The 19,073-nt window shown below is 38.0% G+C and carries 17 protein-coding genes; all 17 read left to right on the forward strand.

The window, feature by feature from the left end; all coding sequences use genetic code 11:
• Nucleotides 1–170: 170 nt before the first annotated feature.
• Nucleotides 171–1,286 carry a non-hydrolyzing UDP-N-acetylglucosamine 2-epimerase gene (gene wecB / locus QNM19_RS14855; protein ID WP_284026867.1) on the forward strand — a complete coding sequence of 372 codons (1,116 nt, stop codon included), beginning with the start codon at nt 171–173 and terminating at the stop codon, nt 1,284–1,286.
• 60 nt (nt 1,287–1,346) lie between these two features.
• The gene (gene wecC / locus QNM19_RS14860) at nt 1,347–2,609 is read left to right on the forward strand and encodes a UDP-N-acetyl-D-mannosamine dehydrogenase (protein ID WP_049864248.1); all 1,263 of its coding nucleotides are present in this window, start codon (nt 1,347–1,349) and stop codon (nt 2,607–2,609) included.
• Nucleotides 2,609–3,883 carry a Vi polysaccharide biosynthesis UDP-N-acetylglucosamine C-6 dehydrogenase TviB gene (tviB, locus tag QNM19_RS14865; protein ID WP_049864249.1) on the forward strand — a complete coding sequence of 425 codons (1,275 nt, stop codon included), beginning with the start codon at nt 2,609–2,611 and terminating at the stop codon, nt 3,881–3,883. The genes wecC and tviB overlap by 1 nt, the downstream gene beginning before the upstream one ends.
• Before the next feature lie 48 nt (nt 3,884–3,931).
• Nucleotides 3,932–4,948, forward strand: a complete 1,017-nt coding sequence (locus tag QNM19_RS14870) for an NAD-dependent epimerase/dehydratase family protein (protein WP_049864250.1) — start codon at nt 3,932–3,934, stop codon at nt 4,946–4,948.
• A 10-nt stretch (nt 4,949–4,958) separates the two neighbouring features.
• Nucleotides 4,959–6,143, forward strand: a complete 1,185-nt coding sequence (locus QNM19_RS14875) for a UDP-N-acetylglucosamine 4,6-dehydratase (RefSeq protein ID WP_049864251.1) — start codon at nt 4,959–4,961, stop codon at nt 6,141–6,143.
• Nucleotides 6,144–6,151: 8 nt separating this feature from the next.
• The gene (locus QNM19_RS14880) at nt 6,152–7,192 is read left to right on the forward strand and encodes an N-acetylneuraminate synthase family protein (protein ID WP_049864252.1); all 1,041 of its coding nucleotides are present in this window, start codon (nt 6,152–6,154) and stop codon (nt 7,190–7,192) included.
• The gene (locus tag QNM19_RS14885; protein ID WP_284026868.1) at nt 7,189–8,151 is read left to right on the forward strand and encodes a Gfo/Idh/MocA family protein; all 963 of its coding nucleotides are present in this window, start codon (nt 7,189–7,191) and stop codon (nt 8,149–8,151) included. Before QNM19_RS14880 ends, QNM19_RS14885 begins: the two co-directional genes overlap by 4 nt.
• A complete protein-coding gene (locus QNM19_RS14890) occupies nt 8,126–8,836 on the forward strand; it encodes an acylneuraminate cytidylyltransferase family protein (RefSeq protein WP_284026869.1) in 711 nt (236 codons plus the stop codon). Before QNM19_RS14885 ends, QNM19_RS14890 begins: the two co-directional genes overlap by 26 nt.
• Nucleotides 8,817–9,611, forward strand: coding sequence for an SDR family oxidoreductase (locus QNM19_RS14895; protein ID WP_284026870.1), 795 nt, complete (start codon nt 8,817–8,819; stop codon nt 9,609–9,611). The genes QNM19_RS14890 and QNM19_RS14895 overlap by 20 nt, the downstream gene beginning before the upstream one ends.
• Complete coding sequence (locus tag QNM19_RS14900) at nt 9,605–10,405, forward strand: NAD-dependent epimerase/dehydratase family protein (protein ID WP_284026871.1); 801 nt, start codon at nt 9,605–9,607, stop codon at nt 10,403–10,405. Before QNM19_RS14895 ends, QNM19_RS14900 begins: the two co-directional genes overlap by 7 nt.
• The gene (gene neuC / locus QNM19_RS14905; RefSeq protein ID WP_049864411.1) at nt 10,398–11,609 is read left to right on the forward strand and encodes a UDP-N-acetylglucosamine 2-epimerase; all 1,212 of its coding nucleotides are present in this window, start codon (nt 10,398–10,400) and stop codon (nt 11,607–11,609) included. Before QNM19_RS14900 ends, neuC begins: the two co-directional genes overlap by 8 nt.
• A complete protein-coding gene (locus tag QNM19_RS14910) occupies nt 11,593–12,606 on the forward strand; it encodes a nucleotidyltransferase family protein (RefSeq protein ID WP_049864412.1) in 1,014 nt (337 codons plus the stop codon). Before neuC ends, QNM19_RS14910 begins: the two co-directional genes overlap by 17 nt.
• On the forward strand, nt 12,578–14,098 hold the full coding sequence (locus tag QNM19_RS14915) for a capsular polysaccharide export protein, LipB/KpsS family (protein ID WP_049864413.1): 1,521 nt from the start codon (nt 12,578–12,580) through the stop codon (nt 14,096–14,098). The genes QNM19_RS14910 and QNM19_RS14915 overlap by 29 nt, the downstream gene beginning before the upstream one ends.
• Before the next feature lie 379 nt (nt 14,099–14,477).
• On the forward strand, nt 14,478–15,281 hold the full coding sequence (locus tag QNM19_RS14920; protein WP_156202266.1) for a hypothetical protein: 804 nt from the start codon (nt 14,478–14,480) through the stop codon (nt 15,279–15,281).
• Nucleotides 15,250–16,800: an asparagine synthetase B family protein gene (locus tag QNM19_RS14925; protein WP_049864415.1), complete on the forward strand. Its 1,551-nt coding sequence runs from the start codon at nt 15,250–15,252 to the stop codon at nt 16,798–16,800. Before QNM19_RS14920 ends, QNM19_RS14925 begins: the two co-directional genes overlap by 32 nt.
• Nucleotides 16,787–17,920 (forward strand): prenyltransferase/squalene oxidase repeat-containing protein, encoded by a 1,134-nt coding sequence (locus tag QNM19_RS14930; protein ID WP_049864416.1) that lies wholly within the window; start codon nt 16,787–16,789, stop codon nt 17,918–17,920. The genes QNM19_RS14925 and QNM19_RS14930 overlap by 14 nt, the downstream gene beginning before the upstream one ends.
• On the forward strand, nt 17,913–19,001 hold the full coding sequence (locus tag QNM19_RS14935; protein WP_284026872.1) for a glycosyltransferase: 1,089 nt from the start codon (nt 17,913–17,915) through the stop codon (nt 18,999–19,001). The genes QNM19_RS14930 and QNM19_RS14935 overlap by 8 nt, the downstream gene beginning before the upstream one ends.
• Nucleotides 19,002–19,073 lie beyond the last annotated feature (72 nt).

Genomic DNA, 19,073 nt, shown 5'->3' on the forward strand with positions numbered 1-19,073 from the left:
TTTTTTAAGACGAGAGTTAGCTTTATGATTTTGCATATAACCGCGATAGCAGAGTTTTAATAACTTCACTCTTTAAAGTCTTGAAGGCCTAATTATTTCTATATAGAAAGTAACAGAAGAAATAAAAATGTTTCTTCACAAATATGCACCAACAAAATAAAGGAACACCTGTGAAAGTTCTTACAGTTTTCGGCACTAGGCCAGAAGCAATCAAAATGGCTCCCCTTGTTCATGCTCTTGCGTCGGATAAGCGTTTTGAAGCTAAAGTGTGTGTAACCGCACAGCACCGTGAGATGCTAGACCAGGTTTTAGAGCTCTTCAAAATCACGCCTGACTACGATCTAAACTTAATGAAAGCTGGGCAAACTTTACCAGAAATTACTAGCCGTATTTTATTAGAGCTAACACCAGTATTAAAAGAGTTTAAACCCGATGTTGTTTTAGTCCATGGTGACACAGCAACCACTTTTGCTGCTAGTCTTGCAGCATATTATGAGCAAATCGCAGTTGGCCATGTTGAAGCGGGTTTAAGAACAGGTGATATTTATTCACCCTGGCCTGAAGAAGCAAACAGAAAGCTGACAGGTGCACTAACTAAGTTCCACTTCGCACCAACAGAAACCTCTAAAAGTAACCTACTTGCAGAAAACTATAAAGAAGCAAATGTTTTTGTAACTGGTAATACGGTCATTGATGCCTTATTAATGGTTAAGACGCAAATTGAGCAGGACAGCGATTTATCATCGACGCTTTCTGCTCAGTTTCCATTTTTAGATCGGTCAAAGAAACTTATTTTAGTGACAGGCCACCGTCGAGAGAGCTTTGGTGGTGGCTTTGAGCGTATCTGTGAAGCATTAGCCCAAACAGCGAAGGCTCACCCAGAAACACAGATCCTTTACCCTGTACATCTAAATCCAAATGTACGAGAGCCCGTAAATCGTATCTTAAAAGACATTAATAATATTCATCTAATTGAACCTCAGCAGTATCTACCGTTTGTTTACTTAATGAATCGCGCCCATATAATCCTCACTGACTCTGGAGGTATTCAAGAAGAAGCTCCGAGTTTAGGTAAGCCGGTATTGGTAATGAGAGATACTACGGAACGTCCAGAGGCAGTTGAGGCTGGCACAGTTAAGTTGGTAGGCACAAATGTAGAGCTGATTACCTCATCTTTAACTAAGTTGCTAACAGATGAAGATAGCTTCGCTGAAATGAGCAGAGCACATAACCCTTATGGTGATGGCAATGCATGTCAACGTATTTGTGATATTTTAGCTAGCTAATTAATACAACTTTGAATTCAAATTTCACTTATAGCTTACAGACTTAAAAAAAGGGATACCATGTCTTTCAATACAATTTCGGTTATCGGCCTTGGTTATATTGGCTTACCTACAGCGGCGATGTTTGCCTCCCGAAAGAAAAAAGTAATCGGTGTTGATGTTAGCCAACATGCTGTTGATACGATTAACCGAGGTGAAATTCACATAGTTGAACCTGAGCTCGATATGATTGTTCATGCAGCCGTCACTGAAAATTACTTGAAAGCGACAACGGTTCCCGAGGCAGCTGACGCTTTTCTTATTGCAGTACCTACGCCTTTTAAAAATAATGGCTCTGAAATACCTGAGCCAGATTTGTCTTATATCCAATCAGCAGCTTTAGCTATTGCACCCGTATTGAAAAAGGGAGATTTGGTTATACTTGAGTCGACTTCGCCTGTCGGTGCTACAGAACAGATGGCTGAATGGTTGGCGGAAGCGAGAGCTGACTTGACATTCCCACAACAAAAAGGGCAAGAGTCAGATATTCGTATTGCGCATTGTCCTGAACGAGTGTTACCTGGTCACGTTGTACGTGAATTGGTTGAAAATGACCGTGTAATAGGTGGTATGACCGCTAAATGTTCACAAGCGGCTATTGAGCTCTACAAGACATTCGTAGAAGGTGAGTGTGTAACCACAAATGCGCGTACTGCGGAGATGGCGAAGTTAACAGAGAATTCTTGTCGGGACGTACAAATAGCTTTCGCAAATGAGTTATCTGTTATTTGTGACAAGCTAAATATTGATGTTTGGGAGCTTATTTCTTTAGCCAATCGACACCCTCGTATTAATATCTTACAGCCAGGCCCCGGGGTTGGTGGCCACTGTATCGCGGTTGACCCTTGGTTTATTGTGAGTAAAACACCAGAAGAAGCCCGAATTATACATACGGCTCGTCAGGTAAACGATGAGAAGCCAGATTGGGTGATAAGAAAAGTTAAGCTAGCTATTGAGCGTTTTCTTCAAGCAAATCCCAATAGAACAATTAAAGAAGTTACGATAGCTTGTTATGGCCTTGCGTTTAAGCCTGATATAGACGACTTAAGAGAAAGCCCTGCATTAAACATAACAAAAATGCTGCGTGATTATCATGCAGGTAGTCTGTTGGCCGTTGAGCCAAATATCGAGGTATTACCAAAATCATTAACAAACATAGAGTTAGTAGATTTAGATGTAGGACTTAAAACTGCAGATATTCACGTTTTGTTGGTTGACCACAAAGAATTTAAAGAAACTAGAGTCAAAAGTGACTACCTAATCGATACAAAGGGGATTTGGTAATGAATTTAAGTGATGTAAAAATCGCAGTCATAGGTCTTGGTTATGTCGGTTTGCCACTGGCAGTTGAATTATCAAAAAAATACAATGTACTGGGTTTTGATATCAACTCATCCCGCGTAGATGAATTGAGTAAAGGAAATGACTCGACTTTAGAAGTGACTACTGAAGAACTAAAAGCAGCAACTTCTTTGCGCTTTGCAAGTGAAAAAAATGAGTTAACGGATTGCACCGTTTTTATTGTTACTGTGCCCACTCCTATTGACGACAGTAATACACCTGACTTATCCCCTTTACAGGGTGCATCTAAAATGCTTGGTGAATTTGTCAAAAAGGGAGATGTAGTTATTTATGAATCCACCGTTTACCCAGGTGCAACGGAAGAAGTTTGTCTCCCTATTATCGAGAAAGTTTCAGGTCTGAAGTTCAACGTAGACTTCTTTGCAGGGTACTCTCCGGAGCGAATTAATCCTGGAGATAAGGTCAACACGTTAACAAACATTAGAAAGGTTACTTCTGGATCAACGCCAGAGGTTGCTGATTTTGTAGATGCACTTTATGGCTCAATTATTACAGCAGGCACGCATAAGGCTAGCTCAATAAAAGTAGCTGAAGCTGCGAAGGTGATCGAAAATACTCAACGTGATGTCAATATCGCATTAATAAATGAGCTTTCAATTATCTTTAATAAGCTTAATATCGACTCTCTGGAAGTATTGGAAGCTGCGGGTACTAAATGGAACTTTTTACCATTTAGACCAGGGTTAGTTGGTGGTCACTGTATTGGTGTAGACCCATATTATCTAACCCATAAAGCACAATCAGTGGGTTATCATCCAGAAATGATTCTAGCCGGCCGCCGTTTAAATGATGGTATGGGTGAGTACGTCGTCTCTCAGTTAGTAAAGAAAATGCTGAAGAAGAAAATCCATGTCGAAGGGGCAAATGTTCTGGTTATGGGGCTTACATTTAAAGAAAATTGCCCAGACTTACGCAATACCAGAGTAGTTGATATCGTTGCTGAGTTAGAGGAGTACAATGTTAACGTTGATGTTGTGGATCCTTGGTGCTCTAGCGAAGAAGCACAAGCTGAATATGGGATTGCTTTACAAGATAAGCCAGAAACCGGCAATTATGATGCGATTATTATTGCCGTAGGCCATAACGAGTTCAAAGAACTTGGAGCTGACAAAATCCGAGCTCTAGGTAAGGATACGCATGTCCTGTATGATCTCAAATATGTTTTAGATAAAAGCGATGTAGATATGCGTTTATAAAGGTAAGCTCTTACCTACTAAATACTCAATCTACCGGATAGGATTTATATGCATTATCAGAATTTACAGCAAGAGTTAAAAGCCAGCCCTAAGACTTGGCTTATAACAGGCGTTGCTGGCTTTATTGGCTCAAATTTATTAGAAACTTTACTTAAATTGGATCAGAAAGTTTATGGCCTGGACAACTTTGCGACAGGTCATCAAGCAAATCTAGACGAGGTAAAGAGTCTTGTAACTTCAGAACAATGGAAAAACTTCCAATTTGTTGAAGGGGATATCCGAGACTATGCTACCTGTTTGGAGCTTACCAGCTCAGTAGACTATGTTTTACATCAAGCTGCATTGGGCTCTGTTCCGCGGTCGATAGAAAATCCCACAGTCTCAAATGACGTAAACATTTCAGGCTTTCTAAATATGCTGCATGCTTCCAAAGAAGCTAATGTTAAGAGTTTCACCTATGCGGCAAGTAGCTCAACTTATGGCGATCATCCTGCTTTGCCTAAAGTAGAGGAAAACATAGGAAACCCTCTGTCTCCATACGCTGTAACCAAGTACGTTAATGAGTTGTATGCATCTGTGTATGCCAGAACTTATGGATTTAAGTCTATTGGCTTACGATATTTTAATGTATTTGGTCAACGTCAAGACCCCAATGGTGCATATGCAGCTGTAATACCTAAATGGACAGCTTCTTTGATGAAAAAGGAAGATGTTTATATCAATGGTGATGGTGAAACTAGCCGTGATTTTTGTTTTATCGAAAATACAGTTCAAATGAACCTGCTTGCTGCAACAGCGAAAGATGAAGTCAAGAATGAGGTCTATAACGTTGCAGTTGGTGATAGAACATCTCTTAACGAACTGTATAGTTCAATCACTGAAGCCTTAAAAGCCAACGGTATTAAAATTGAAAAATCTCCAATTTATAGAGATTTTAGGGCTGGTGATGTTAGACACTCTCAAGCGGATATCTCTAAAGCAGTTAACAACCTTGGGTATCAACCGATGTATCGAATTGGGCAAGGCATTGAAAAAGCAATTGCTTGGTATATAAAGAATATTTAAAGGCGATATTATGGAATTAAACATAATTGGTAGGGAAAATGCTCTATTAAACAGCGATATTGATGGCAATTCGTCTGAATTAATTGATTTGGTTGAAAGTAGTAGTTTTCTGGTAATCGGTGGTGCAGGTTCTATCGGCCAAGCAGTAACAAAAGAAATTTTTGAACGAAATCCGAAATTGCTGCATGTAGTGGATATTAGCGAAAATAATCTAGCTGAATTAGTGAGAGATATAAGAAGCTCTGTTGGCTATATCGAAGGCGAATTCAAGACCTTTGTTCTGGACATTGGCTCGCATGAGTTTGATGTGTTTATGGCAAAGGGCGTTAAATATGACTACGTGCTTAATTTATCTGCTCTAAAACATGTTCGAAGTGAAAAAGACCAATTTACGTTAATGAGACTAATCAATGTAAATATCTTTAACACAATTAAAACCATTGAGCAGAGCATAGAAATGGGCGCGAAAAAATATTTTTGCGTTTCAACAGACAAAGCAACAAACCCCGTCAATATGATGGGTGCTTCAAAGCGTATAATGGAAAAGTTCCTGTCCAAATATCAGGATAAAATTGAGATTTCAACAGCGCGTTTTGCAAACGTTGCTTTCTCAGATGGTTCTCTATTGCACAGTTTTAAGCAACGAATTGAGAAAAAGCAGCCTATAGTTGCCCCTAAAGATGTCAAGCGGTACTTTGTAACACCTAAAGAAGCTGGGCAATTATGTTTGCTCTCATGTATGTTTGGTCGCTCTGGTGATATCTATTTTCCTAAGCTAGATTCTGAGCTTGACCTGCTCAACTTAGATCAGATTGCAAAGAATTATTTAGAGAGTCTTAGGCTAACCCCACACCTCTGCGAGAGTGAAGAAGAAGCAAGAAGCTGGTTAGGAAAAAATTCAAGCGACAATGTTTGGCCTTGCTTCTTTACTACCAGTGATACGGCAGGGGAAAAGCCGTTTGAAGAATTCTTCTCTGAAGAAGAAGAACTCGACTTAGAGCTTTACGAAAACCTGGGTGTTATAAAAAATGGATTTGGTGAATATACAAAGGAGCTAGATACGTTTGAAGCGACTATCGAGAGATTCAAAGCTGAAAAGAAGTGGACGAAAGAAGAGTTACTAAAACTATTTGAATTGGTGATTCCAGAGTTCGAACATATTAGTAAATCAAAATATCTAGATGATAAAATGTAGGTGTAACTGTGTCTGAAATTGAAATTGCAGGAAGAAAAATCGGTGAAAACCATCCGCCAGTTGTTATAGCTGAAATTGGTATCAATCATGGCGGTTCATTGGATTTAGCTATTGAAATGGTAGATTCGGCCATAGACGCTGGTGTCGAAATTATCAAGCACCAAACACATGTCATCGAAGATGAAATGTCAGAAGAGGCAAAGGGAATCGTACCTGGTAATTCTGATAAAAACATTCATCAAATTATGACTGAGTGTGCGCTAAATGAAGAAGATGAGTTCAAGCTTTTCAAATATGTAAAGCAAAAGGACTTGATCTTCATGAGCTCTCCCTTTTCTCGAGAAGCCGCTAAAAGACTAGAACGTTTTGGTATTGATGCGATTAAGATTGGTTCGGGTGAATGTAACAATTACCCTCTAATCAAGTTCGTAGCTAAGATGGGTATGCCTGTCGTTATGAGCACTGGCATGAATACTATCGAGACGATACGCCCCTCGGTTGAAATATTGAAAAATAACAATATTCCTTTAGCTTTATTGCATTGTACCAATGTGTATCCAACTCCCCCGGAGTTGATTCGTCTGGATGCTATTACTGTATTGAAAAATGAATTCCCAGATACAGTTGTAGGCTTGTCGGATCATTCCCTGTCTAATTACCCATGTCTAGGTGCTGTTGCGCTCGGTGCTTCTATTTTAGAAAGGCACTACACCGATACTATGAATCGTGAAGGCCCTGATATTTGTTGCTCAATGGATCCTCGTGCCTTAAAAGAGCTCATTGAAGGATCAAAAATTATTCATCAGAGCAAAGGTTTTGGTAAAGGCCCTATTGCTGAGGAAGAGAAAACGATTGCGTTTGCTTTTGCTTCAGTAGTGACGACGAGAGAAATCGAAGCCGGTGAAGTTTTGACCGAAGAAAACCTTTGGGTACGTAGACCAGGTGGTGGAGATTTCTCTGTAAATGATTACGACGCTCTGATCGGTAAAAAGGCCATCTCTAAAATTGCCAAAAACGTGCAACTGAGAAAATCAGACGTAGCACTATGAAGATCTTAGTAATTGGCACGGGCTCGATTGGCACTAGGCATATTAACAATCTGCTTAAGCTGGGAGTTCGTCCTGTTCTTTATTCTTGCTCTGGCGTACGAAAGTTCAAGGAACTCGATTATATCGATTCTTTAAGCGTGCAAGAATTTGATGGTATACTTGTTTGTTCTAAAACGAGTCAGCATGAAGAACATATTGCGTTTGCGTTACAGTGTTCGAAAAATATCTTTATTGAAAAGCCTTTGCTCATGAAGCTAGATGAATTTGCTTCATGGGGTGGGCTTGTTAATCCAGAGCATTATATCGAAACCGGCTTTATGCTGAGATTGCATCCACAAGTCAAACAAATAAAAGAGATTATCGAAAGTGGTGATCTTGGTCGTTTGCTTCATTGCAAGCTCAATGTCGGACAGCACTTAAAGTTCTGGCGACCAAACGTTGATTATGTTGATAGTTATAGTGCTAAGGCTACAGAAGGTGGTGGAGTACTTAATGACTTGTCACATGAGTTAGATCTCGCTCGTTTCTTTTGTGGCGCTTATCGCAGCTCTAGTGCTCAAATACTGTCAGGCAGTGCTATTAACATCGAGTCAGAAGCCAGTGCAGATGTCATATCAATACACAATAATGGCATTCAATCAAACGTCCATCTGGACTATCTCAATTTGGCTTATACGCGAAACTCTCAATTTATTTTTGAGAGAGGGAGTGTGTTTTGGAACTATGCTACTGCAAAGCTGCAAGTCTTTGACAATGAAGGCGTAGAAACGCTATCTCAAAGCATGTCCAATTTTGACAGGAATGATATGTACGAGGATTACGTGCAACACTTCCTGAATAATATTAAAAGTGGCGAGAAAAATGCTGTTTCCGATTTAGAAGATGGATTAGAAATAGTTAAGCTAATAAATGTAATTAAAAAGGAAAACGTAGATGAAAGTTTGCGTAATAGGGGCTAGAGGCGGCTCCAAAGGTCTTAAGAATAAAAACATAAAGGAATTATTAGGTAAACCGTTGATCGCATGGTCAATAGAAACTGCTTTGCAATCAAAATATATTGATGAAGTTTACATTTCCACGGACTGTAAAGATATTGCTGAAACCGCGGAGCGGTATGGCGCAAAGGTAGAGTTCATGCGCCCTGATGAATTAGCAAATGATTCAGCTGGTAAGTGGGAAGTTTGGCAGCATGCTTTGTCAGAATTAAACAAACTTAAAGATGGTAAAATTGATACATATATCGATTTAGATTGCACTTCTCCTCTTAGAGATGTCTCTGATATTGACCGCGCGATCGAGCTATATGAAAACAGTAAATGTGATGGTGTTTTTTCAGTCTGTGAAGCTAGAAAGAACCCTTACTTTAATGTCGTAGAAGCGAATAGTGAAGGCTTTTTTGAAATGTCCAAAACGCTCGCTAACCCCATTGTTAGACGACAAGATGCACCAAAAGTGTATGAACATGTTGCCTCTATTTATGTCATGGGAGCCGACTATATCAAAAATGGCACAGGCTTATTGTCTGGAGAAACCATAGGCTATGACATCGGGCAAGAAAAGTGTTTTGATGTCGATTCAGAGCTTGACTTTGAACTGGTCGAATATTTCATGAGAAAAAAATTACATGAACAATCTAAAAGATAAAGTTGTATTGATTACCGGTGCCACAGGTATTCTCGGTAGCTATTATTGTGAGAATCTGGTCAAAGAAGGCGCCAGGTTGTTCCTGTCAGACATCGAAAGCAGAAAGCCACTGGAGTTTGCTCAGCATTTAAGTGAGAAATATAACACCGAAGTGCACGGCTTTGTAACTGACTTATGTTCTGAGAAGGATATTGAGCGATTAGTTGCGGATGTGGAAAAGCACACAGATAGATTGGACGCGCTGGTAAACAACGCAGCTGCAACTGGAGAATACCTTCTGCAGTTCGGAAATGTATTCGAGAGCTTTGAAGAGTATCCATTGAGTTTATGGGAAAAGGTGATTGCGATTAATCTAACCGCACCATTTTTACTTATTCAAAAATCAATGAAGTTACTTAAAAAGAGCGAGGCTCACTCAATAGTTAACGTGGCTAGCATTTATGGAGAAGTTGCACCTGATCATAGAATATATGAAGGTGAGGAGTTCTCTTCATTTATTAGCTACTCTGCGAGTAAAGCCGGAATTCATGGTATCACATTGTGGTTGTCTAGCTATTTAAATCAATACAATGGTCGCATAAATACAATTTATCCTGGTGGGGTTAATAGCATCCAATCCGACAATTTTAAGGAAAAATATTGTAACCGTGTACCACTTGGTAGAATGGCTGAACCGGCCGATCTATACCCTATGTTGAGGTTATTGGTTTCTGATGATTCTAAATACATGACTGGTCAGAAGTTCTTCGTTGATGGCGGCCTAACATCGTGGTAAATGCTGCAACAAAAAAAGTCTTTGTTATCGGTAAAAGTGGCTTCGTAGCAAAGCAACTGGCATCCTATTTTTCAGAACAGGATAATTTTGAGTTATCCGTTATTTCTGCGCGGGAGTTTAGTCGCGTTGATTGTGGAAAGGATGCCATCTGTATTCATGCTGGTGAGTGTGGAGACAGAAGCTATGTCAATAATAATTACGACTATCAAGGATTTCTTGAGCGTCTTAATCAAAATATTTTAGATTCAGACTTTTCGAAGGTTGTCTATTTATCTAGCTCCGTAGTTTACGGAGATAAAAACAAGGCCCCTTCAACTGAAACCGACGCGCTTGAACAAATAGATCTCTACGCTAAATTAAAGTGTAAAAACGAGACGTTATTTAACTTCGGGAATAACACAATTTTGAGATTGAGTAATCTGTATTCAAAGGAATCATTTACTCAAAATAATATCTTTGGGGATATCTATAAACAACTAAAGGAGCCCACTTCTGACCCTGTCTACATAAGAAATGGTTCTCCTGTTCGAGATTTTCTACATGTTGGAGATCTTTCTCGAGCTTTACTAGCAGTTATTAATAAAGATGTCTCAGGTATTTATAATGTTGGAAGCGGCGATGGGCTTAGTGCTTTTGACCTTGCAACTCAAATTGTGCAACACAAATTCCCTGGTAAGCAAGTGATTTCAAAAAATACTAGTTCAACCTTCTCTTATCAAGTGCAAGATATAACCAAATTTAAAAATGATACAGGTTGGGTCCCGGTGTACAACTTGGAGAATTTATATGATTAAACGAATATGTGTCTTTACAGGTAATAGGGCTGAATATGGTCTTCAGGTTCCTATACTGAAAGAAATTAAGGATAGAGAAGGCTTGGACTACTACCTTGTAGTAGCTGGCGCTCATCTTGATGATAGTTTTGGAAAATCATTACAAGAAATAGAAAGAGATGGTTTTGACATCTATAAGTTAATTTCTATCAATAATGACAAGGACAATTTGATTTCTACAGTTCAAGCAATTGGTAATGGAATTCTAAAATTGTCAGAGGTTTTCGCTGAACTAAAGCCTGATATTGTTATCGTTTATGCGGATAGATTTGAAGGGTTTGCCGCCGCGATTGCTGCTACGCAAATGAATATCCCTGTCGCGCACATTGAAGGTGGTGATATTACCGAGGGCGGCGCGTTGGATGACTCTGTGAGACATTCCATCAGTAAGCTATCTCATCTTCACTTTACCACTAATCAGCAAGCTACAAACCGTCTTCTTGCGATGGGTGAAGAACCATGGAGAGTGCACACAATTGGTATTCCATCATTGGAAACTCTATCTGATATTTCAGTTGCAACACCTGACGAAATAAAGAGCCAATTGGGATTAGACCTAGATAAAGAGATGATTGTTTTCACTCAGCATTCAGTGACCACAGAATTCGATGAAGCTGTAGATCAGATCATCCCTTCGATTGAAGCTCTGAAGTATTGGGCAAATAAAGGTGTACAAGTTGTTTGTACTTACCCTAATAATGACGCCGGTGGAAAGGAAATTATCAAGAAACTGCACTCTGAATTAGACAGTTTTGATAATGTACAAATTGTCCCTAGTCTTGGACGCTATTTATATCATGGCTTATTAAAGCTCAATAAGCTTGGATACAAGTTGGCATGCATCGGTAACTCCTCTTCAGGAATTAAAGAAACCCCAGCGTTTAAATGCCCTGCCGTCAACATAGGTAGTAGACAAAATGGACGACTGAGCGCCCACAATACTATTCATGTTGGTTATAACAAGGAAGAGATCATTGCTGCGATTGAACAGTGTTTGTTCTCACCTGAGTTTAGCGATGCATGTTCAGAAGTTAAAGACCCATATGATTTTGGCAATGCAGCAAAAACACTGGTCGATGTTTTATCTACGACTGAAGTGAACAAAGTGCTAATTCAAAAGCAGATGACGCTTAAAGGTGAGGTTGAAAATGGCTGGTTTAGATAAGACTATTTACACAATTTCGCCGGATGTTAGTGTCTGTGAAACTTTGAACCGTATTAATAAGAATAAATTTAAAATCCTCTTTGTATGTGATGTCGAGTCTCATTTAATAGGAACTGTTACTGATGGTGACATAAGACGCTATCTTATTAACGCGGGAAATATTGATGATTCTATATCTAACTTGTTAAATAGAAACCCATTTGTAGTATATAACCATAGTGAAATTGAAGAAAGCGATTGGGATAAATACAAAGCTATTCCTATTGTTGATGAAAGCTACAGAGTGTTGGAAATTTGCACTCAAGAAAAAGAGCAAAAATCCTTTGATTTCGCATTGCTTATGGCAGGTGGTGAAGGAAAGCGCTTAAGGCCTCTGACAAACGATATTCCTAAACCAATGCTACCTGTGCATAATAAGCCATTGCTTGAGCACCAGATTCTAAAGCTTGTAAATTATAATATTAAAAAGTTCTATATATCTGTCAATTATTTGAGTGATTATATTATTGACTACTTCGGAGACGGAAGTCGCCTCGGAGTTCAGATAGAGTACTTAAAGGAAGATAAAAAGTTAGGTACTGCCGGGTGCCTGAGCTTGCTGGACGTTGTGGAAGAAGGCGACTTTATCCTCCTAAATGGTGATGTTGTTACAGATTTAAATGTTAACAAGTTCTATCAGTTTCACAAAAATAACGATTCAATGTTGACTATTTGTGGAAAGGATTACAGCGTACCTATGCCCTACGGCATCATCGAGTATGGCGCAAATAATGAGATTCGCAATATAGTTGAAAAACCAACTTATACCTATTTTTGTAATTCGGGCATTTATGCATTGAATACAAATATTGTAAAAGGTATCGAAAATGACTATCTCGACATGCCTGATTTAATTAATCAGGTTAAACTAGAATCGAAAGTATACATTTATAAAATGTACGAGTATTGGAACGACATTGGACAGATTGATGACTACAACAGAGAATGCAACCGATAGCATATTATTTGTTTGCCAAGGAAGGTCTCTGGAACTTTTCTACAGGCTTAGTAAAAAATTAGGTTTTAAACGTAATAACTTTCTTATTTCGGATAGCTTTTTTTATAAGAAAAATGGTTACGATCAATTGATTGATCCTGCTCATAAGTTATTAGAATGGGAAGAGTTCGGTAAGCCAGTCGATATGAGCGATGCCGAACTGAGGGCTTACCTTAGTGACTTCGAAAGGGAATACTCTCCAGAGTTTTCGCTGCGTGACGTTTGCCTGACAGATCGCAGAGTTTCGATGGGTAAAAAGAGTGTTGTTCGTGAGGATAATACACCGAAGTTTACAGAACGCCAAAAGCTAGAAATCACTTATAACCTGGTATCAAGCGTATTGCGATTCTTTGACCAAACGAAACCGCAAGTTGTTGTGACTTTTATATGTGTAACTTCATTCGACTACATCACATCTCTAATATGTAAGAAGAGAAACATTAAGTTTTTTAACTTACGCCCTAGTCGTATTGATAACTACATTTTCTTGGATAACTCTATCTACGAGCCTGCAGGTTTTTTTCAGAAGTACACCGAGCGACAAAGCTCTGAAGAGGCGCATAAGGTCGCTGAACAGTATATAGACAAGACAATTAAAAAGGGCCTTGCCTATGAAGGAGTCATTCAGTCTACAGGAAAGGTGCAAACTAGCTTTAAAGCAAGTAAACTGAAAAAGCTGGGAACGATAATAAGCGATATCCTTTTTTACTTCAAGAATCCAGAAATTAAGGGTGATAACCACTTACATAACCCCTTTCTTGGTTTGTTCTATCTGAATTTCTATAACAATATATATGACAAACTAACTCGGATGAAACTCAAAGGTAAATATTCTTCTTTGGATTCTTTTAAAGATGAAGACTTTATTTTTTATCCGTTACATACTGAACCTGAAGTTTCACTACTTGTTTACGGAAAGCCGTTAATAGATCAGCTTAATATTATTAAACTAATTTCTTTACAATTACCGATTGGTAAAACCCTTGTAATTAAAGAGCACCCCTGGATGGTGGGTAAACGCAGTATCCAGTTTTATATGGAAGTTCTCAAATTAGGGAATGTACGTATTGCCGAACCTTCGTTGAAAGTGAATGATATTATTAAGTTTGCTGAATCAGTATTAGTTGTAACTGGTTCTACTGGATATGATGCTATATTGGGTAATAAACCATTAATCACTTTAGGTCGTTCACCATTTAACTGTTTGCCCGAAAGCATGGTGCTTTATCTAGAGAATTTATCTGACTTTTATACAAAATATATGGATTTTCTGGATAATCATAAGCCCGATCTGGAGCTGCTCGATAAATTCATAGCAAATATCGTAGATCACTCAGTAGACGTCAATTTGTATTCTGACCTATTAGGCAGAAACTACGTTGAGAAGTTTGAAGGAAAAGAAGACCCGTACCTCAAATTGGCGCAATATGTAGGGAATAAGATTTTTGAGTGACATACTATTTATCTGGCTACATAGAATTGTATCTGGGTTTTCTTTTTTTATTATTATTCCCTTTTTCGTTCTCGAGTACGAAAAAGGGAACCTTAACACATTGATTGATGTTAACCAGTATGTTGTCATTTTCTCAATTCTCGATGGGGTATTGATTACCGGACTTTCTAGATATCTAAGAACTAATATTGACAATAAGGATAAAGTCAATTTTGCTTCAACGTTCGTTTTTTATATATACTGCTTTATCTCTCTAGCTCTAATTTCTACCTTATATTTGTCAGAGTTTAAGTACTTCAACTACGTGCTTATTCCTATTTTGCTCTTGCCTTTTAGGGTGGTTATATCGCACTATTTTTCTATAAATGATATTAGTCAGTTGAAAAAGTTTGAGGTGATTAACGCGCTATTTAGACTTGTTTTATTGTTTTCGCTTATTTATTTCGAAAATGAGCTTGAGCTGTTTATCTTTTTCTATGCTTTCACGCCTTCAGTTATATATTTTCTGCTTTATTTTAAAGTGAAGCTTTATAAAGGTCTTTATATAAAGGAAATTGACTTTAAAGACGTCAAAAGCATATTTAAAAACAACTTGTCTGGTATGTTTTTCACTGTTCCGTGGGTGTTATTTTCAACTAATGCGATACTTTCTATTCCTAGTGAACAGATCAACTCGACTGAATCGAAGTTGTTACTTAGCTTGTTTATTGCATATATGGGATTTTTAGGCGCTTTTGGGATGTCTTTGACACCTAAGCTAATTAATAAAGCGCTTGAAGATAAGTTTGGGATGTACATTAAATATGTGAAATCGATGTTGCTTGTTAATTTTTGTGCATTATTGGTGGTTTTCATACTCCCTGATTCCATTTATCGCTCATTGATAAGTAGTGATATAAATAGCCAGTTTATTAAAGATGAACTAGTCTACTTTTTGTTCTTTTATGCTATTGCTATATCACAAGCTGAGTTAATTAAATCTTTTGTTATTTCAACGAGAGACTTTTTGGAATTTAGTCTACTTCAAGGGTGTTTACTATTAGTTATCTATGCCCTGTCAAGTTACGCAACTGATTATGTGCAATATTTTGTTTACGGTTTGTTAGTTAAATCATTGTTTGATTTTAGTTATTTTGTTTGGAGGTTTAGGTTTGATTTTAAATTTTTACTCGAACGGAGATGAGCATTGCATTGATGCTTTTGAAGCTCCGTTGTATTTTGATATTACATCAAAGAGCAATATATCAGTATCAAACTCCAAATCTGAAATAATAGTCAACAGGTCAAAAGTAACAATTAGAAGAGATTGGCCCGGATATACTTGTATCTATTACTATATATCAGAAGGGCGTATTATTGTTTCGGACGACATTAAGCATATACCGACTGAGTTTGTTAATTTAAGTGTAGGAAGGGTAGGCAAGTTCCTATCGGATCGTAAGCACTACACAGATGAAACTATCTATGAGAATATAAATGAGCTACCTCCTGGGTTTGAAATTGTAATAGACTTAAGTAATCCTTTAGATTATGTTGTTAAGTCGCATTTTACTCCTATATCAAGAACGTCAGACAAGTCATATTCTGAAATTCAAACTGAATATATGGATACCCTAAGTGAAGTGCTATTAAAATCTGCTTCTCTTGATGACGATATTGTAGTGGCTTTTTCAGGGGGAAGTGACTCTCTTTTACTCCTTCAAGAAATTAAGAGGCTGGGTTATAAAAACGTAGAATTAGTAACCTTCTGTGTCGAAGGGGATGTTGTTCAGAAGGAGTACGCGAACAAGTCTGCGTCATATTTTGATGCGACTGTAACTGCAATTGAGATAGATCCTAAAGATGCGATTCATTGTTGGGAAAATTACATTAAAGGGGTTTATCAATGTATGAGCGAGCTCCGATTAGACGGTATGCCTATCTACTTGCTTAAGTTCTACGAATATGTCGATTCCCGTTATGATAACGCGAAGATAATTTGGGGCTCTCAGTACTCGATTATTTCACCAACGGTTTCAACAAATAGCCTCGGACTATTCAATTTTCTTACTTTCTTTACGAAATACATCCCGGTGCTACCTGATAGTATGCTCGAGAAAATTCTTGAAAGATATTTAGTCTGTAAGGTCGGCCACTGCAGTGATAAGGTCAGAACAGAATATGTTAATCGCTTTAAGTGTGCACTTGATACAGGAGAAATTTCTCAAATTGCAAACCTGACACTTTGTGATAATTATAACTCTCTTAAACGATGGTGGATGCATCACAGAGATCAAACTATCTCTTTCAATGAATATAATTCCAGAAATGTTTATCCATTTCATGAGCAGTGCTATCAGGAAAGGATGTTAAATTACTCTTTAAAAGAGAGAGTCGGGGGGTGGAAAAACCTCTTAAAACTACCTGGTCAATATAAGACATTGTTTTATGATTTGTTGAGAAAGGATATTCCAAAGAATTCCTATTCTAGAGGTAACTATAAGACACTTGACGAGTTTTTTACCTTGTTCAAGAACGAATCTACATACCAATATTTTAAAGAACAGTTTAGCAAAGACGAAGTTAAGTCCTTAGCTTCTAAAGTAGGACTGGTGTTACCTGGTACTTTTGAAGACTACCTTCAACTCGATACTCTTGAAGTTGAAAAGTTTACAGGTTTGATCTTTTGCGTGAATAATAGGGATTACCATGAGATTAGATGAATTACAGCGAATTGAAAATCGTTACTTAAAATTCATCCTAAGTTGTAAGATTGATGATTGCTCTTTTTCATTGACTAAAGGGGGTGATAGAAGCGCTTATGCAACTTGCTTTGCTGTTTTTGGACTAAATACTGTGGGCGAGGATCCTCTCAAGCATATAGATAAGGAAAAGTTGAGCGCTTATTTAAAGAGCAGTCTAGAAGAACAAAAGGAAAAGCACGGCATTTACTCAAAGCCATTTCTACAACTGCTATGTTTCGTGTTTTCTGTTTTCGAATTGATCTCCCTAAACGTCAAGGATATATTAGGAGAGTACATTGAAGAGTTTGTAACTAGTATAGATTTAGAGCATTTCTTGGGTTCTAAAGGTGTCGATACTGGACGGCCGTCATCAGGAAACTATGCTATGTTTGCTGCGATTGTTTCTCATATGAGTAATAAGTACAGGATCATTGAAAACGATAATATTGATAAGTGGTTTGACTATCATAATAGAAACATGAATGACTTTGGGTTTTGGTGTACCCCTAGTAGAGAAACATATACTCAATTTCAGAACGGATATCATCAGTATGAAATTTATGATTTCTTCGAAAAAGAGATTAAGAATCTAGACGCTGCTGCACGTTTAGTACTAGCACTACAGGACCCCGATGGGCACTTCGCGCCGATCCCTGGTGGAGGCGGGTGCTATGACTATGATGCATTTAGTATTTTGATGACTGCTTATAGTAAGAGTAGCGACGAAAAGATTCTAGGAGCTTTGGAAAAGCTCGCTAATGCTATCTGTAATGAACAGAACAGCGATGGCGGATTTTGCGAGTCTCAGTATTTTAGACCTTTCAATTTCAAAAATATTTGCAAGATTTCAATTAGTCTTTTGAAGCCGCATTTACAATCGTTTCCCGAAAAATTAAAAATGATTCTTAGCTTATCTAGGCCTCAATTTGCAAAGATCAGTACGCATTGGTCTCAAGTTGATAGAGGGTGGAATGAATCAGATATGTGGGACAGCTGGTTTAGATATTTGATTATAAAAAGGTATTATACAATGCTTGGTGTTTTAGATAGAGATAACAGAGCGTTAGGAACTATAGGAATAGGATTCTACCATGAGTGAGTTACTTTATATCAGTGCCAGTATCTACCCGTCAAAGTCGGCTAACTCAAATCAAGTTGTGCAACAGGTTAATGGCTTAAGAAACTTTTATTCTCGTATAGCTTTTATGTTTAAGTACAAAGGCACAGAAGATCATAGAGCTATCCTGTTTAATCGTTACCTATTAGACAAGAGTGTTGAGCTTCTTGGGGTCAGATATGAGAACAAGCTATATATATTGGGGTATTTGATTCAGCTTATTCTAGCTGTTAACAAATTCGAATGCGTATTCACCAGGAACCCCCTTAGTCTTGCTGTTATCGCGCTTTTCAGTTTTGGACGAGGCAGCCGAAAAGTTATTTACGAGGCCCACTCAACGGTCTCGATGTGGAACAAGCTGTTTATTAAAATAATAATGCTAAGAGGAATTAAGTTTAGAATTTTGACGATTTCAGAAGAACTTAAGGAGTATTATTTAAATGAGACCAGCTGTAAAGATGTTGATTTCTACCACGATGGCGCTGAGTTAAAGCCTAAAAAAGATACCGCACCAGTTAAAACTGATATCGGCTATGTAGGCAGTTTCAATAAGGGAAGAGGATTAGACATCATAGTAGGCTTGGCCAACAAGTATGAAGACATCAATTTTCACTTGTTCGGAGGAACTACAGAAGATTTGGATAAGTATACGGTGCAGTCGATACCTGAAAACATTACCTGTTACGGGTTCATTGGTAGAGATAAGCTTGATGAAGCATTTGATACGTTTGACATAGCAATTGCGCCTTATGAAGATAAAGTCTTTGTGCCCGATGGCAGAGATACGTCCGCATACATGAGTCCTCTTAAGATATTCGAGTATATGTCGTATCAAAAGCTATTATTGGTATCTAATCACAAAGTACTTAAATCATTTTTGAATGATGATAATGCATACATTGTTAACCAGAACGATCTAAGTTCCTGGCAGAAGGTCATCGATGATATCTTAAGTGAAGATGCTGATGTTTTACTGGATAAAATCAAACGTTCATATGATTTGATAGAGAAAAAGTACAACTGGAAGAGTCGCGCAGAGTTTATTTACAATGCATACCAATAATAATTTCCTATTTTTCTTTCTGGTATTTCTTTATTCTAGCCTGTACCTTCTATCCGGGGTAGGTGATAGTTA

It is taken from the genome of Pseudoalteromonas ardens, from assembly GCF_030125445.1.
In the GTDB taxonomy this organism is placed as follows: Bacteria; Pseudomonadota; Gammaproteobacteria; order Enterobacterales; family Alteromonadaceae; genus Pseudoalteromonas; species Pseudoalteromonas ardens.

Coding starts and splice junctions, on each gene's coding strand:
- QNM19_RS14915 (WP_049864413.1), top strand. CDS start 12,578: ATGACTACAACAGAGAATGCAACCGATAGCATATTATTTGTTTGCCAA.
- QNM19_RS14890 (WP_284026869.1), top strand. CDS start 8,126: ATGAAAGTTTGCGTAATAGGGGCTAGAGGCGGCTCCAAAGGTCTTAAG.
- QNM19_RS14930 (WP_049864416.1), top strand. CDS start 16,787: ATGAGATTAGATGAATTACAGCGAATTGAAAATCGTTACTTAAAATTC.
- QNM19_RS14935 (WP_284026872.1), top strand. CDS start 17,913: ATGAGTGAGTTACTTTATATCAGTGCCAGTATCTACCCGTCAAAGTCG.
- neuC (WP_049864411.1), top strand. CDS start 10,398: ATGATTAAACGAATATGTGTCTTTACAGGTAATAGGGCTGAATATGGT.
- QNM19_RS14885 (WP_284026868.1), top strand. CDS start 7,189: ATGAAGATCTTAGTAATTGGCACGGGCTCGATTGGCACTAGGCATATT.
- QNM19_RS14875 (WP_049864251.1), top strand. CDS start 4,959: ATGGAATTAAACATAATTGGTAGGGAAAATGCTCTATTAAACAGCGAT.
- QNM19_RS14910 (WP_049864412.1), top strand. CDS start 11,593: ATGGCTGGTTTAGATAAGACTATTTACACAATTTCGCCGGATGTTAGT.
- tviB (WP_049864249.1), top strand. CDS start 2,609: ATGAATTTAAGTGATGTAAAAATCGCAGTCATAGGTCTTGGTTATGTC.
- wecC (WP_049864248.1), top strand. CDS start 1,347: ATGTCTTTCAATACAATTTCGGTTATCGGCCTTGGTTATATTGGCTTA.
- QNM19_RS14895 (WP_284026870.1), top strand. CDS start 8,817: ATGAACAATCTAAAAGATAAAGTTGTATTGATTACCGGTGCCACAGGT.
- QNM19_RS14870 (WP_049864250.1), top strand. CDS start 3,932: ATGCATTATCAGAATTTACAGCAAGAGTTAAAAGCCAGCCCTAAGACT.